This window comes from Pedobacter sp. BAL39, from assembly GCF_000170795.1.
Lineage (GTDB): Bacteria > Bacteroidota > Bacteroidia > Sphingobacteriales > Sphingobacteriaceae > Pedobacter.
Genome location: NZ_ABCM01000009.1, coordinates 159499 through 175057, shown reverse-complemented (window position 1 = coordinate 175057; position 15559 = coordinate 159499). Strand labels below are relative to the sequence as shown.

The following is a 15559-nucleotide window of genomic DNA, read 5'->3' as shown; positions in this document are numbered from 1 at the left end:
TGCTTATTTGTCACTGAAATGAATTTATCTAAAGAAACAAAAATGAGAACATTAATATTTGCCCTTATGTGCCTGTTGGCTGTTAACGGCAAGGCGCAAAAGCGCTATTCCGTGTATGGCCAAATAAATGGGACAGATGAAAAGTCTATGGCATACATGCGATACAATACCGACGCTGGTCTGATCACGGACTCTTCCAGGGTACTGGGCGGTAAGTTTGTCCTAAGTGGTCCTTTGTCGGGTGTCAGAGATGGTTACCTATCCCTTACCCACACCAAGGGTGTTACTGACCAAATAAAGATTTACCTGGAACCGCTAAAGATGAACGTAAAATCTGCCACACCTTTCATTAAGGATGCAGTAGTTACCGGATCTCCACTCAATGACGATTACAGGACTTTACTCACACTCCTCAAACCTGTTACCAGCAAAAATGATTCGTTGATGAAGTTAAACAGGTCAATGCCAGAAAAAGAGCGAATGGACACGGCTTTTCGCCGCGATCTCATGGCAAAACAAGTGGAGCTTGAACTCGAAACCAGGAAAATAAAAAGGCAGTTTATACCAGGCCACTACAATTCTTATGTGGCACTCATTGCTTACCTGGAAACGGGCGCTATGGACTTGAACACGAATTATGATGGTTTCCTATCAGAGTTCAACAAGTTTTCACCAGAAGTACGGGCATCCGACCTGGGCAAGAGTATCCAGGAACAAATCGATGGATTAAAGAAGACAAGAATTGGACTGATGGCCATGGATTTCACGCAGCCCGATAGGAGTGGAAAACCTGTTCGCCTTTCAGATTTTAAAGGTAAGTATGTGTTACTTGACTTCTGGGCATCCTGGTGCGGCCCCTGTCGCGCGGAAACACCAATGCTTGTTAGCGCTTACAATAAATATAAGGACAAGAACTTTACAATTTTAAGCGTCTCGCTTGATAAGGCTAAGGACAAAGAAGCCTGGCTAAAGGCGATTGAAAAGGATGGAATGTCCTGGACAAATGTATCTGACCTCAATTTTTGGAGAAATGAGGCGGCAGTATTGTATGGCATCAAGACCATTCCAGCTAATTTTTTAATTGACCCTTCCGGAAAAATTATTGCCAGGGATTTAAGAGGAGAAGAAGTTGAACAAAAAATTGCTGAGCTTATCAAATAGTAATTGAATACAATACATCATATGCAGTAAAATTTAGGGTAACAATTGCAACAGTCTCCGGATGGAACTGTTGCAATTTATTTTATTGTACTTTTTTTCTTGCTATTGTCCAGGTATTTGTGAAACTTGTTCCAGCATATCAATAGCTATATCGTTAATAAAGGTTTGTAAAAAAGATGACAGGCAAAGGGGAGTTTTCTGAACAAGAGCTATTGACGGAAATTGCCGGGGGTAACCAAAGGGCCTTCAAAGTCATCTATGACAGCTATTATCGCAAGATCTTCAGTTATGCCCTCAAATATGTTAAGTCGGAAACGGATGCTGAAGAAATCATCCAGGAGGTATTTCTGAAACTATGGCTCCGTGACCCTAATTCACTTCCTATTGGAAACCTGGACGGCTATTTCCAGGTTCTTGTGCGTAATCGATCCATCGATGTGTTACGCAGGAAGGTGCTGGAAAATCATGTAGATCTGGACGTTGCCGTAAACTGGCAGGAAGCTCACAACCATACCGAAGAACTCATTATCCTGAAGGATACCAAAAAGGTGCTGGATGAAGGGATCAAGCTATTGACTCCCCAGCAGAGACAGGTATACAAACTTTGTCACCAGGATGGATTAAAATATGAGGAAGCTGCAAAAGAATTGAACCTGTCGGTCTCCACGGTGCATTCTCACATGAAACTCGCGTTGAAGTTTCTTCGGGAATATCTGAAGCAGCACACAGACATCGCCGCGCTGCTGGTGATCTTCAAATTATTACCATAAAATTTATTTTCAACTCACCCTGTTTTCTTTCCCGTCCGTTCAGATAAGAAAGGACGTTAATTTAGTGTTTCCCATTAATGAATTTTAGACAATCAAATGGACAAAAACAGATTGCAATACCTGCATGAAAGATTTTTAGGTGATCAGATGTCGCCTGATGAACTGCTGGAATGGAAGGCCGCAATAGTTGATCCAGAATGGAATCAGACAATTGAGGACTTAATGAACAGTCATTGGCATCAGACAAATGGTGAGGAGCAACAAGACCTGAACATAGAACGATTTGATGAGCTATACCTGAAAGTGGTCGCTCAGCCACAGTATAAAAAATCCGTTCGTTCCATCTGGCCACGAATTGCGGTTGCAGCAGCTGTGGCGGTCATGGTTTTAGGTGCGGGGTTATTCTACTTCAATGTTCAAAGAGAAAATAAGACCGATAATGTGGCCTATAAAAACGATGTGGCTCCCGGCCGACAAGGCGCTACGCTGACGCTGGCCAACGGTAAAAAGATCAGGTTGTCTGATGTATTGAATGGCGAACTGGCAGAAGAGGCTGGCGTAGTCATTACGAAATCTGCTGATGGCAAGCTGGTTTATGAAGTAAAGGAATTGCAAGAGGGCGCCAACAAGATGAATACCATAGCTACAGCCAATGGGGAAACTTATCAGGTACGTTTGCCTGATGGCTCCTTGGTGTATTTGAATGCTGCCTCAAGCCTGACCTATTCAGCAACGTTGATGGAGCAGGGGAAGCGTATCGTCCGTCTTAAGGGGGAAGCTTTTTTTGAGATTGCCAAGCTGACAAAGCCAACCAATGAGCGTGTACCGTTCATTGTTGAAACGAGCAGCCAGAAGATTGAGGTTTTAGGTACGCACTTTAATGTAATGGCTTACGGGGATGAACCTGCAGTAGCGACAACCTTGGTAGAGGGCAGTGTGAAGATTGTCTCTCCCACTGGCAACGGCGTATTGCTCAAGCCCGGCGAGCAGGCCTTAAACAATGGACATCACATCAAAGTCAGCCCTGCGAACCTCGAAAATATAACCGCCTGGAAAGAGGATGATTTCTATCTGAACCATGTAAACTTTAAAACTGCTATGCGAAACATTGAGCGTTGGTACAACGTGGAGATGATCTATGACCAGTCTGTGCCGGATGATATTGAATCCGGCGGCTGGATTTCAAGAAACCGGCCCCTGTCTGCTGTATTGAGACTCATTGAGTCGACCGGTCAGGTGCATTTTAGAGTGGAAGGCAGAAAGGTGTATGTATCCCGATAATATTCAATTCATCAATTTATTCACCACTAACACAAAAGAATGAGAAAAACTTTACGACAGGAAAGCTAGGCTTTAAAAACGAACCAGAAGTGCTACGAACACTCCTGGTAAAAGTTTGAAAACAATCAACTAATCAATTGCTGAACCACAGGATGCCCTAAACCTTCGAAAGTACAGGCATTCCTGCTTAACAAACCAAACAAATGTATCAAAAAAATACTAGGAAACTTGGTATACCTAGACCATTATACCATCGCTTACTGCTAATTATGCGACTAACCACCGTAATACTTATAGCATCTTTCCTGCAGGTCAGTGCCAGCACATTTGGCCAGCGCATCAACATCTCCAGGAAGAACGTCCCTTTGGAGTCTGTATTGAAAGAGATCCGCAAGCAAAGCGGGTATGACTTTTACTATGATGGTAAAACCATATCTGCTGACCAAAAAATCAATGTATCCATCACCAACCTTGACGTCGATCATGCTGTTAAGGCGGTTTTAAATGGATTGAACCTGAGGTATAACATCGAGGGTACCACGGTAAGTATTACGAGGAGTGAACCTTCCCTCCTCAAACGTGTCCTCGATCGTTTTTCGGCTATCGACGTGCGTGGCCGGGTGGTAGATAAATCCGGGAAGGCACTTCCAGGCGCTAATATCATCGCATACCCTGGCAGGAACCGCACCACTCCCGATGCCAACGGCGTTTTTTTCATGGCAGGGATTGTTGAAACAGCCACCCTTGAGATCTCTCATGTCGGTTATGTCACCAAACGATTAAAAGCAAAACCTGATATGGAAGACATTGTTCTGGAACTAAACGATTCAAAGCTCGATGAAGTTCAGATTATTGGTTATGGCACCGAATCGCGACGCCTCAGTGTGGGCTCAACATTTTCCGTACAGGCAGATGCAATAGAAAAACAGCCGATCAGTAATCCCCTGGCTGCACTGGAAGGCCTTGTTCCAGGTTTGAATATTACACCGACTTCAGGCGCGCCGGGTGCTGGAATCAAAGTTCAGGTTAGGGGACAAAACTCATTGTCGCAAATTGGTTTTGGTCAAAAGCCTTATGACCAGCCATTGTTTGTGATTGATGGTGTCCCTACTGCTGCGCAGAACGTCAATATCAATTCGTTAAGTTCCTTTGGTGGTGGCGATGGGACATTAAGCTTCGGCGGAATGAGTCCGTTCAATAACTTAAATCCGTCCGATATTGAGAGCATCACCATATTAAAGGACATTTCTGCTACCGCCATCTACGGAACACAGGGAGCAAATGGGGTCATATTAATCACGACAAAAAAGGGCAAAGCTGGAAAAACAAAGTTACAAGCCACTTTTAACACCGCTGTAAATTCTGCTTCAAGGAAATATGAGTTGTTAAATCTGGATCAATACCTGGCTTACAGGCGCGAAGCATTAGCAAATGATGGTGTCAACCTTTCCACAGCTTCACCTTTAGCCTATCCGGACCTGCTACTTTTTGATCAGGATAAAAGTACCGACTGGGTAGACTATTATCTTTCCAGAACAGCCAGAAACACAGATGCGCATGTAAGCTTGTCGGGGGGCTCTGATCGGATCACCTTCCTCATCTCACCAGGTTACAACAAGTCTGAATATAATTTTAATGGCAACTTTTATGATCAGCGCTTTACGTTGCATTCCAATCTGAACTATGCATCACCGGACAACCGGTTTACTGTAGATTTTGGGTTTGATTATTCGTATGAAAGAAACAACTCAGCGGCCTCTCCATCGCTCGTGTCAAGTATCTTAACGCCCCCGAATTTTCCAGATTTATATACCGCTGAGGGCAAACCCAATTGGAATTACAAAGGATATAATACCTCTCAATTTGTTCAATACTCCGCGGCCTTAAAGCAACCAAGTCTGTTGAATGCTTATAACCTGAAGAATTCACTTGCCTTAGGTTACCGCATAGTTGAAGGTCTTAAGTTCAATATCAATCTCGGTTACAACCGACTACTCAGCAATGAAGATCAGCAAATTCCTGCCAGCACAATTAACCCGAGGAACAATCCTGTCTCAAGTGCTTCCTTTACAACTAATACTTTTGAAACGATCAACATCGAGCCACAGCTAAACTATCAGCGGAATTTCGGGAAAGGGATTTTTACCGCACTATTGGGAGGTACCTATAAAAAGAACAACGTTTCAAGAATTCAGCTGAATGGAACCAGATTCAGCGACGAAGCATTATTGGGTTCGATTGCTTCGGCAGCTACCATCCAGGCTACTGACTCCTACAATCCCTACAAATATATCGGGGCTTTCGCAAGGTTGGGTTATACCTACGACAGTAAATATATTGTGCAGGTTTCCGGTAGAAGGGATGGTTCAAGTAATTTCGGAGTTGGGAGAAAATATGCGGATTTCGGAGCCGTTGGGCTGGGCTGGATTTTCTCAGAGGAACGCTTTTTTAAATTTGCAAATGAGGTCATCTCCTATGGTAAGTTGTCTGGGAGTTATGGAACGGTAGGTACCGATGCGACCAGTCCTTATCAATATCAGCAGCTTTTTACCACCAATACGTCCATGCCGGATTTCCAGGGCGTACGTCCTTTGTACGTGCAAAACCTTTACAATCCAGATTACGGCTGGGACACCAAAAAATCACTGAACCTTGGTTTGGACCTTGGTTTTTTTAAAGAGCGTGTGTTGCTGAACTTAACCTATTATAGGGACAGGACCGGGAATCAGCTGGTCAACTACTCCCTGCCATCCCAAACTGGATTTTCTTCTGTATTGTCGAACTTCCCCGCAGTTGTACAAAACAAAGGGCTTGAGTTCAATCTGACCTCCAAAAACATTACGACTCAGAATTTCAGCTGGAACACCAGCTTCAATATTTCAGCCAACAGAAATAAACTGATTGCATTTCCCGGCTTAGCAGAATCTGCCTATGCGGCACTTTATACCATAGGCGAATCCGTCAATATTGAAAAAGGATATCGCCTTAAGGGGGTGAACTCAGAGACCGGCTTTTTTGAATTTTACAAAAGTGATGGTTCTGTCACCTCCGATCCGGTATATGGAATCCCGTCTGAGGGAGGGGACCTTCAGACCATTGCCAACACTGCACCAAAGTTTATCGGTGGGTTGGGAAATACGATCAGTTATAAGCGGTTCAGTTTATACTTCCATTTTCAGTTTCAACGCAAGCAGCAGGCAAATTATTTAAGGAGTTTGTATGCCAATACCAGACCGGGGGCGATGTACAATCAGCCGGTGGAAATTTTAGACCGCTGGACTAAGCAGGGTGATGTGGCTTCCATTCAAAAATTTACAAGGGGCTTCAACATGCCCGCGTATTATTTCACGATGTCATCCGGCGCCTATAGTGACGGCTCTTATGTGAGGTTAAGAACAGCTGCGCTGTCTTACACACTCCCAACTGGATTTTCGAAAAAACTTGGAATATCTGACGGGAAGCTGTACGTAAATGGACAAAATCTATTCCTGCTGACCAATTATAAAGTGGGTGATCCGGAGCTTACGGATATTTTTAGTTTTCCTATACAACGCACCATCAATTTTGGTCTTACAATAAATTTATAGTTATGAGACAGACAACATTTCTGAATACAATAGCGCTTTCGGTGGTCATTTCAATTGGGTCAATACTGGCCTCCTGCAATAAATTAATTGACATACCATTAAATCCAAAAAATCAGGTATCTGCAGACCGTGTGTTTTCTGATAGTACCAATATCATTGCTGCTGTATCAGGAGTTTACAGCAACTTCGCAACCGCTGCATCTTATGCCCAATTCGCCAGCGGCTTAATTACCATCAATACTGGATTAAGCGCAGATGAACTCACTGTAGGTCCAAACGCTTTTGGTGTTGCTGACTTTTATAACAATACCATCGCTCCGGATAATTCCTATGTTCGCTCCATGTGGTCTGATGCCTATAAAAACATATTTCAAATCAATCTTTGTATCGAAGGCATCACGGCTACCAATGCAATAAGCTCCAACTTAAAGACGCAATTGATTGGGGAACTAAAAGTGGATCGTGCGCTTTATTATTATCACATGATCAATCTCTGGGGGGATGTACCCATTGTGACCTCTACGGATTATAAAATCACGCAAAAGGCAGGAAGGTCCTCAGTAGCTGATGTACTTGCCTTTATTTTATCAGATTTAACGGAGGCCCAACAATCCTTGACTTTTAACTATCCATCAGCTGGACGCAAACGGCCTAACCTGCACGTTGCACAGGCATTACTGTCAAAAGTGTATTTATATCTTGGGCAGTATCAAAATGCGATCGCTGCGGCAAATGGTGTGATTGGATCTCCGCTCTATCAGTTGGAGCCGTTAAATGGCGTGTTTTTAAGTGGCAGTAAGGAAGCCATTTGGCAGCTTCCAGCAAAGGGTCCTTACCAGCAAACGCCTGAAGGAGCTGCTTTTATTCCTTTCAGTTCCGATTATCAGCCCGATTATACACTTTCTGAGCAGCTGCTCAGTGCATTTGAACCGAACGATCCTCGTCTAAACACCTGGGCCAGCTTCAATACGGTTGACGGCACGAAATATTATTATCCGTTTAAGTATAAAAACAATGCCGCCGATCAAACTCCTCTGGAAGATTACATGATTTTGAGGTTAGCTGATGTTTACTTAATCCGTGCCGAAGCTTATGCACAGCTGGATAGGTATCCGGAAGCATTGGCAGATTTAAATAGGATCAGAGACAGGGCAGAAGACCGTGCGGATATCAGCACAAATGTCAAATCCGATCTTCTGAAGGCAATATTACATGAGCGCCAGGTGGAGTTATTTTGTGAATGGGGAAACCGCTGGATAGATTTAAAACGCACAAAAACCATAGATGCGGTTTTGAGTGTAGCAAAACCTTCCTGGAAGCCGACTGCCGCCCTATTCCCAATTCCTATCGGCGAACTGCAAGCCAATCCAAATCTATATCCCAATCCCTGATTGCCGATATCCATCCATAATTACGAACAAAAAATAAACAAAAGGCGAAAGCACACTTTCCCACTAATCAAGCTATATGAAAAAGAATCTTTTAATACTAATGGTCATGCTGCAACTTTCAGCTTATCAAGTTTTTGCACAAGGAAATGATCAACCAAAAAAGACGGGCAGCTCCAGAAGCGAAAACTTACGCCTGATCTACGATGAAAAAGACGCTGTAAAAAAGGAAAAGTTATATGCCACCTGGCTCCAGAAATTCCCAGTGCTGAAGAGTGATTCTGCCGACAGGATACAGTATGATCACGCACGCTATTCTGTGGCGTCTGCCTATGCAAGAGTGAATAATACGGCCAAGGCAATGAAGTATGCCAATATGATGGAAACCCAGTCCTGGAAAGCGCAAGGCTGGGCAAACGTGGCTTCTGACCTGGAAAAAAAAGGACATTTTAAGTTGGCAATTGAGTTGTATAACAGGGCCCTGGTCCATTCCTATCGCTGTGTCATATCCAATAATTATGACCCGGCTGTGCAAATTGCTGCCTCGGGATATCCTATTTACGCAAAAGCGTTAAGCAAATTGTACGTTACGCAGAAGAATTACCAGGCAGCCTTACCGGTACTCAAGCAGTTATATGGACGTCCTGAATATGCAGATGCAGAAGCATACGAGTCCTATGCGTCTGTATTGATGCAATTGGGTAAGGACAGTGAGGGTTTCGAAGTGCTGGATAAGGCAGCAAAATTGGGTTTAGCCTCCGAATCGATGAAGCGCAATTTAAAAATCTTATTTGGCAAGGTGAAAGGGAGTAATGCAGATTATGATGCCTATCTGGTTTCTGTCAATAAAGCAATGGTGGAGAAAATCAGGGAGGATGTATCGAAAACGATCATAAATACTCCTGCAGCAAACTTCAGTTTAAAGGATCTGGACGGGAAAACCGTTTCACTGGCAGATTTAAAAGGGAAAACAGTTGTTCTTGATTTCTGGGCAACATGGTGCGGGCCTTGTAAAGCTTCTTTTCCAATCATGAAAAATGCTGTTGAGCGCTTCAAGGACGATCCCAATGTGAAATTTTTGTTCATTCATACCTACGAAAATGATGCAAATGCGCCAATGCTTGCAAAAAATTATATGATGGAAAACCATTATCCTTTTGAAGTGCTGATGGACCTTAAGAATGATAAGGGTGCTAACCCCGTTGCCCAAAGCTATAACGTTGGGGGGATTCCGGCTAAAATAGTGATAGACAAAAACGGCAATATCCGTTTTTCGGTCGTAGGTTTTTCCGGTGGCCAGGAGGCTGCGGTTGAAGAAATAGCTGCGATGATTGAGCAATCACAAAAGGCAATTTAATAAGCGTAGATCCTATAACTAAAGACAATCATTTCAATGTTTAAATTCTTTATTTGCGGCATCGCCTTACTTTGTGTCTCCCAATTTCATGCATTCGCGCAACAGACCCCATCAAAGTTAGGGGTAAGCAACTATAGCCCTTCTGCTGCATTTGATCCTTTATTTTACACCCAGGATGGAAACGACAGGAGATCGGCCAGTGGCGTACCGGGACCAAAATACTGGCAAAATAGGGTAGATTACACAATTGCCGTAAGCCTGGATGAAGCGAAGCATGAAGTAAGCGGGGTAATTACCATTACCTATAAAAACAACAGTCCGGACCATCTGCAATTTCTCTGGTTGCAGTTGGACCAAAATACATTCAAGGAAAGCTCGAGAGGGTTTGCGATCACAGCTCCGGGCAGCAGGTATGGTGCACAGGGCGAGAAGTTTGACGGCGGTTATAAAATCTCAAATGTGAGTGTTTCCAGAAAATCCAGGCAGGTAAAATTTACTTCGCTTATCGAAGACACACGGATGCAGATCCGTTTGGATCAGCCAATGGCTCCCAGCGGGGATGTCATCACCATCAAAATGAACTATTCGTATATCATTCCAAAAGAAGGTTCGGATCGCACCGGTCACTTTACAACAAAGAACGGGGAAATTTATGCCGTCGGACAGTGGTTTCCACGCATGTGCGTCTATGACGACGTTATTGGATGGAATACCTTGCCTTACTGGGGTGGTGGTGAGTTTTACTGCGAGTATGGCGATATCAACTATTCGGTTACTGCACCGGCCAGCCACTTGGTTATGGGTTCAGGCGAACTGTTAAATCCGCAGGAAGTTTTTACTGCAGAACAGTTACGAAGATGGAATGCGGCTAAGTCAAGTGATGCGATCGTTCACATCCGCACCGAGGCAGAGGTAACTGAGCCAACGTCGCGGCCGCCAAAAGACAATCTGGTTTGGAAGTTCAAGATTACTAACGCCAGGGATGCGGCCTGGGCATCGTCGAAGGCATTTGTACTGGATGCTGCGCGCATCAATTTGCCAAGTGGTAAAAAATCGCTTGCCGTTTCTGCACAGCCGATAGAAAGCAATGGCAGAGACAGCTATGGGAGAGGAGTGGAGTACGTGAAGGCGAGTGTTGAACACTACTCAAACACGTGGTTTGAATATCCTTATCCTATGGCGGTAAATATTGCTGCTAATTTAGGCGGAATGGAATATCCCGGGATTGTTTTTTGTAGATGGGATGCAAAAGGGGCTGATGCATGGGGGGTAGTGGACCATGAGCTTGGTCACACCTGGTTTCCAATGATCGTTGGCTCGAATGAGCGGAAGTTTGGATGGATGGACGAGGGATTCAATAGTTTTATTAACCGAATTTCGACTGTAGAGTTCAATAAAGGCGAGTATGATCCGGGCGCCTGGCCATGGCATTCTATCGGCACTATACTAGGTCTGCCTGCTGTCGAGAACGTCATGTTGATTCCAGATGGCATGTCCGAATGGAACATCGGGATCAATTTATACGATAAGCCTGCAAATGCCTTGACGCTGCTGCGGGAACAGATCCTTGGTAAGGAGCGTTTCGACTATGCATTTAAAGAGTATATCAGAAATTGGGCCTACAAACATCCTACTCCATTTGACTTTTTCCGGTCAATGGAAAATGGTGCAGGGGAAGACCTGTCCTGGTTTTGGAGAAGCTGGTTTTTGAATAACTGGAAAAACGACCAGGCCATTGCCGAAGTAAAGCCAATCAAAGAAAACGGTGCTTTGGTCGCCTATACCATTCGGGTGGTTAATATGGAAAAGATGCCATTGCCCATCATTCTTGGTATAAAAACAAAAAGTGGGAAGTCTGATCGAATTAAGATTCCCGTTGATGTTTGGATGAAAAACAAAGGGTGGACAGTAAGATATCCAACAACAGAGGACCTTGTTGAGGTAACCATAGATCCAGATGAAGTATTGCCTGACGGAAATACTGAGAACAATAAATGGAGTGCCAATTAAATGATATTTTGATGCGTACAAGTTATTCGGGCATCGCCCGAATAACTTTCATTCCTGTATATTAGGCTGGCTAACTTAGACCAACGTCATTTCGAAGTTTTCTAATAGCTGCCTTGGCTGTTTGGTGTTGAGCATCTGCTGATCAGCAAAGCTTAGATAACCATCATTACTAATGATCAGGTGGTCAATCAGCTTGATGTTCAAAAGCGCAGCGCCTTGTTTGATCTGATTGGTGATGTCAATGTCTGCCTTGCTTGGAGCAAGGTTCATCGAGGGATGGTTGTGTGCGAGTACGATTCCACTGGCGCCACTGTTGATTGCTGCTACCAGTATAATTCTGATGTCTACTAACACCCCACCAATTCCACCTGACGCAACAGGGAGCAGTCCCAATACGATGCCTGATGTGTTGAGCAGAATCACTTTGAATTCTTCGATAAAGCCGATGGTATTTTGATTCCAGTTGTTCATCAGGATCTGATAGAGGTCATGTGACCTGCTTACTTTTGGACGGTCACAGAGCTTGAATTTAGGCTTGAAACTCAGCTCGATGCTTGGGATATTGTGGAGGTTCTTTAACATGACGTAATGGTTTATAAGTCTTCAATAAATGGGTGTGTTTCTTCAATTTCTTCCCGTGTAGGCATGAGTGCCCTGTACAACTGGAAAATACTTTCCATGTTTCCCTGGGGATAATCATCCAGGTCAGACGTTTTCCGCGCCATCTGGATCATGTCCATTACCGAGACGAGGTCTCTCTGTAGTTCCAGGATGAAGGTAGATTCAAAATCTTCAAAAATGGGAATATGGATCGTGGCCATTCCTTTACTTAATTCATACATGGTTAAAGCGATTTAGATTTTGCTAAAATAGAACGGATGCGGGTAGCGTTAAATACGTACTGATATCGGTCGTTGTCGTATTGCTTTTTTAATCCTCCCAATCCATCGCCCAGGCAGAAGTCATCCAAAAGGTCTTTAAGCAATCGGGGATCAATGGTTAGTCCAAGGGTTCTGCTGATGTGCTGGTAGATCTGGTAAGGCCATTTGGGCTGTTCAAAATATCCTTCGTCCCGCATTGCGCCTATTTTTTGTTTAACCAGGTCGTGCTGATCATATTGCATCTGAGCGAATACCGGCTTTGGTCTCAGGTCGGCATCTTCAGTGAGGATGAAATAAACATGGGCGTGCCCAACGGATGAGTAAGAGGTGCAAATATGGAAGTATCTGGATTCAAAGAGATGCCGTTCTATATTGATAAAGAGTGGATATTCTTTGATATCCGTGTCATCGGGTGATGGGTTGATCTGTTCTTCCAAAGCTTCAGAAATGAAATTCAGATCTTGTGTGGTATAGGATGGTGTAACAAGGCTTTCTACACCGTCTATGTAGTTGTGTTCTTTTCCAATCAGGAAGGAAAGATCGCTGGATTTGAATCCTTTGGCAATCCGTTTTTTCATCACCTGAAAAATGATCTCCAGGTTCAGGTTGCTGCTGTTAATGTAGGTTTTCATTGTTGCTGTTTTTTAGAGGTTAAAAAATTGGACATAGCTCTGCCATGGGGATAAAATCCTTGAAATGGCAAAAGATAAAAAAGGGAAAAAGGAGGTTAGGGTTAACCTGGTGGATCCGGGTTAATGAATATGATTAAGGGCATACGACAATGCCGTTCAAGATTGAAAGTTGATAAGGTAACGGAAGTAGGGTAAGAGTTTAAGGTCATCATTGCTTTTTGGGTTTAAGGGCAATAAAGCAATGATCCTAATAGCAGGAGGGAACAATAAAATATGGTCGCCTCCCGCACGCATCAGTACCCCCTAGTATGGGTAGGAACCGAAGTTCCCGAACAAGCAGCACGGAAGACGCCCATATTTCTGGGTAAAGTTACAGAAATTGGGCCGTCTATCAATCCATACTTTGCTTGTTCTGGTTTACTAGGCCTACTGATGCAAAGTTTCGTTGATTTAAAAGCCAAATCAATTAAAATTTATCAAAATTATCCAAGAGCTACCCCCGTTTAATCTTGATATTGTAAATATACTAATAGTATTTTTAATGTTTTTAACAGTTAATAAAATATAATTTTTAGTAAATTATAGCATTTATTGATATTTATTCACATGAATTTATGAACCTAACATTCCGTACTACAGTTCTGGCGGCAAGAGGGGCTTATTGTCATTGAAATCCTGCCTCAGGATGGTAAGTAGCTGCTAATCGTCAGTTAAAAAAGTTCACCACATCCAAACTCCAAACGTGATCTGAACACTTTTCAAAACAAATAACTGGTTTTTACTTCCATCTATTGCGCTGCAAATCAATCTTTTGTAAAGATTTTTAATAAAGGACGTTCAGTAATATTAATATAGATAGAATTATTTTATAACTATGACATTGATTGCTATTATTGCATAAATCTCCTTTTGTTTATTATTAGCGCCTGTAAATGAATCTCAAATTGATACAAGATTGGACTAACGACTTCAAATTAAAACCCTCAAACAGGAAGGGTAAGAGCCACAAACATCAAATCATAAATTTTATACGTCAGAAGTACCTTGCTGAACAATATCCCCCTAAATTTAGAATGCCATCCATAAACAATTTTGCCAAACACTTAGGCACAAAACCGGGAAATGTGGGATTAGCTTATAAAGAGCTGAGGGAAATCCATGGTATTTTATATACAGAAAAAAAAGTGGCAACATTTATGACCAATCCCTGTCCAACGGAAAAAGTCCCTACGCCGGCTTTTACCTTACCTTCTCAAATTGTCAATCGCAAGTCGAGCAACATTAATTTCAAAGAACCAAATTATCTGACCATCGGACAAAAGGAATATGATTGGAGCTTTGACTCCCATCTTTGTCAGAATTTTATAGATGAAAACAGAAAAAAGAAAAATAACAAGGAGTCTGATGAAGCTTTGAATCAAGTCATCTATGAGATGTTGCATCAAAAGGGGCTCTGGTTCCCAGAGAATTCATCCTGTATCTCCCGGGAGGGTAAAACTATAAAAGCCATTTTAAGGACGCTGACTAACGAGAGAGACAGCCTCATCGTTGATTGCATGGATGAGGATTTGATTTCGGAATTGAATTTGTTAAACCTGAACATAGAATTTGTTACTTCCGATGAATGTGGGATCAACCTGGATAATTTGAGCGCCTATTGCAAGCATCAAACTGTCAGGGTAGTGCTAATGCGTCCAGGTTCAGATCATTCTTACTTTGAACCCACCTGTGCCGAGCGCTGGGTGGGGTTATTGGAAATGGCCGCGCAGTACGGATTTTATATCATCATTTGGGATGACAATTATCAAACCAGGCCAATACCCGGGTTGAGTCTGGCCCTCAGAAGTGGAATTGTGCTCTACTGCTTTCCGATAAGCAGGGTAGGGTATTTGTTTGAAGCGATAGAAGTGGTGGTTGGTTTCAACCCTTATATACATAAGTTTGCCAAAAATGTAACGAAAAAGGATACGCGATTGGAACGTGTAAATAAGATGGCCTTAGTTGATGCTTACAATAACGATCTCATCTATAGCCAACAATTGAAGATTGCCGAGCACAGGAAAAAAGCAACTTACAGACTGACTGCTATCTACAACAATTACAGCGAAATCGGAACACTTCACTTTTCAAATTCCGGGAATTTTGCCTTAATCAACCTGAAGCTAAAACTTAATCCTGCACAAGTTAAGCAAATGTGTGATGAGGTTGCCTTTGGCAGTTTGGCTAAAGTGAGGTGCTGTAGAGAGAATGAACCTATAGAACGACTGGATCTTGATTTATTTACCGCTGATTTGTCCCAGGTAGAGCAGGTTTTCAAGTTTGTACGAGATATACTGAAGACTTGAGAACTTAAGGTCTTTGAGTAGACCTTATTGTGTGCTCGTTCGCACCTTGTTCGCTGTTGGAAAAGGGTTGCGTAACCATTGCGTAACCATTGGTTAGGAAATTGTTTAGCCAGAGGCTATAAAAGCACAGCGGAAAGCATAGCCAAC

The 15559-nt window shown here is 43.0% G+C and carries 11 protein-coding genes; 8 read left to right on the top strand and 3 right to left on the bottom strand.

Annotated elements, in window-relative coordinates; genetic code table 11:
* Positions 1–42 precede the first annotated feature (42 nt).
* The 7 genes from PBAL39_RS13505 (at position 43) to PBAL39_RS13475 (ending at position 11554) form a co-directional block, all read left to right on the top strand.
* Positions 43–1161: a TlpA disulfide reductase family protein gene (locus PBAL39_RS13505; protein WP_039866611.1), complete on the top strand. Its 1119-nt coding sequence runs from the start codon at positions 43–45 to the stop codon at positions 1159–1161.
* 176 nt (positions 1162–1337) lie between these two features.
* A complete protein-coding gene (locus PBAL39_RS13500; RefSeq protein ID WP_008242340.1) occupies positions 1338–1931 on the top strand; it encodes an RNA polymerase sigma factor in 594 nt (197 codons plus the stop codon).
* Between the two features lie 96 nt (positions 1932–2027).
* Complete coding sequence (locus PBAL39_RS13495) at positions 2028–3212, top strand: FecR family protein (protein ID WP_008242338.1); 1185 nt, start codon at positions 2028–2030, stop codon at positions 3210–3212.
* A gap of 269 nt (positions 3213–3481) precedes the next feature.
* The gene (locus PBAL39_RS13490; protein ID WP_008242337.1) at positions 3482–6799 is read left to right on the top strand and encodes a SusC/RagA family TonB-linked outer membrane protein; all 3318 of its coding nucleotides are present in this window, start codon (positions 3482–3484) and stop codon (positions 6797–6799) included.
* A 2-nt stretch (positions 6800–6801) separates the two neighbouring features.
* Entirely contained in the window at positions 6802–8190 is a 1389-nt protein-coding gene (locus tag PBAL39_RS13485; RefSeq protein WP_008242336.1) for a RagB/SusD family nutrient uptake outer membrane protein, read from the top strand.
* 76 nt (positions 8191–8266) lie between these two features.
* Entirely contained in the window at positions 8267–9544 is a 1278-nt protein-coding gene (locus PBAL39_RS13480) for a redoxin domain-containing protein (RefSeq protein WP_083801750.1), read from the top strand.
* A gap of 36 nt (positions 9545–9580) precedes the next feature.
* Complete coding sequence (locus PBAL39_RS13475; RefSeq protein ID WP_008242334.1) at positions 9581–11554, top strand: M1 family metallopeptidase; 1974 nt, start codon at positions 9581–9583, stop codon at positions 11552–11554.
* Between the two features lie 75 nt (positions 11555–11629).
* Here PBAL39_RS13475 and PBAL39_RS13470 read toward each other — a convergent pair whose 3' ends face one another.
* Genes PBAL39_RS13470 through PBAL39_RS13460 form a run of 3 tightly spaced genes read right to left on the bottom strand, consistent with a single transcriptional unit; the run spans position 11630 to position 13067 of the window.
* Entirely contained in the window at positions 11630–12136 is a 507-nt protein-coding gene (locus PBAL39_RS13470; RefSeq protein ID WP_008242333.1) for a JAB domain-containing protein, read from the bottom strand.
* Positions 12137–12147: 11 nt separating this feature from the next.
* On the bottom strand, positions 12148–12396 hold the full coding sequence (locus PBAL39_RS13465) for a hypothetical protein (protein ID WP_008242324.1): 249 nt from the start codon (positions 12394–12396) through the stop codon (positions 12148–12150).
* Positions 12397–12398: 2 nt separating this feature from the next.
* The gene (locus PBAL39_RS13460; protein WP_008242323.1) at positions 12399–13067 is read right to left on the bottom strand and encodes a hypothetical protein; all 669 of its coding nucleotides are present in this window, start codon (positions 13065–13067) and stop codon (positions 12399–12401) included.
* A 1073-nt stretch (positions 13068–14140) separates the two neighbouring features.
* Here PBAL39_RS13460 and PBAL39_RS13455 point away from each other — a divergent pair.
* On the top strand, positions 14141–15412 hold the full coding sequence (locus tag PBAL39_RS13455; protein ID WP_008242321.1) for a hypothetical protein: 1272 nt from the start codon (positions 14141–14143) through the stop codon (positions 15410–15412).
* Positions 15413–15559 lie beyond the last annotated feature (147 nt).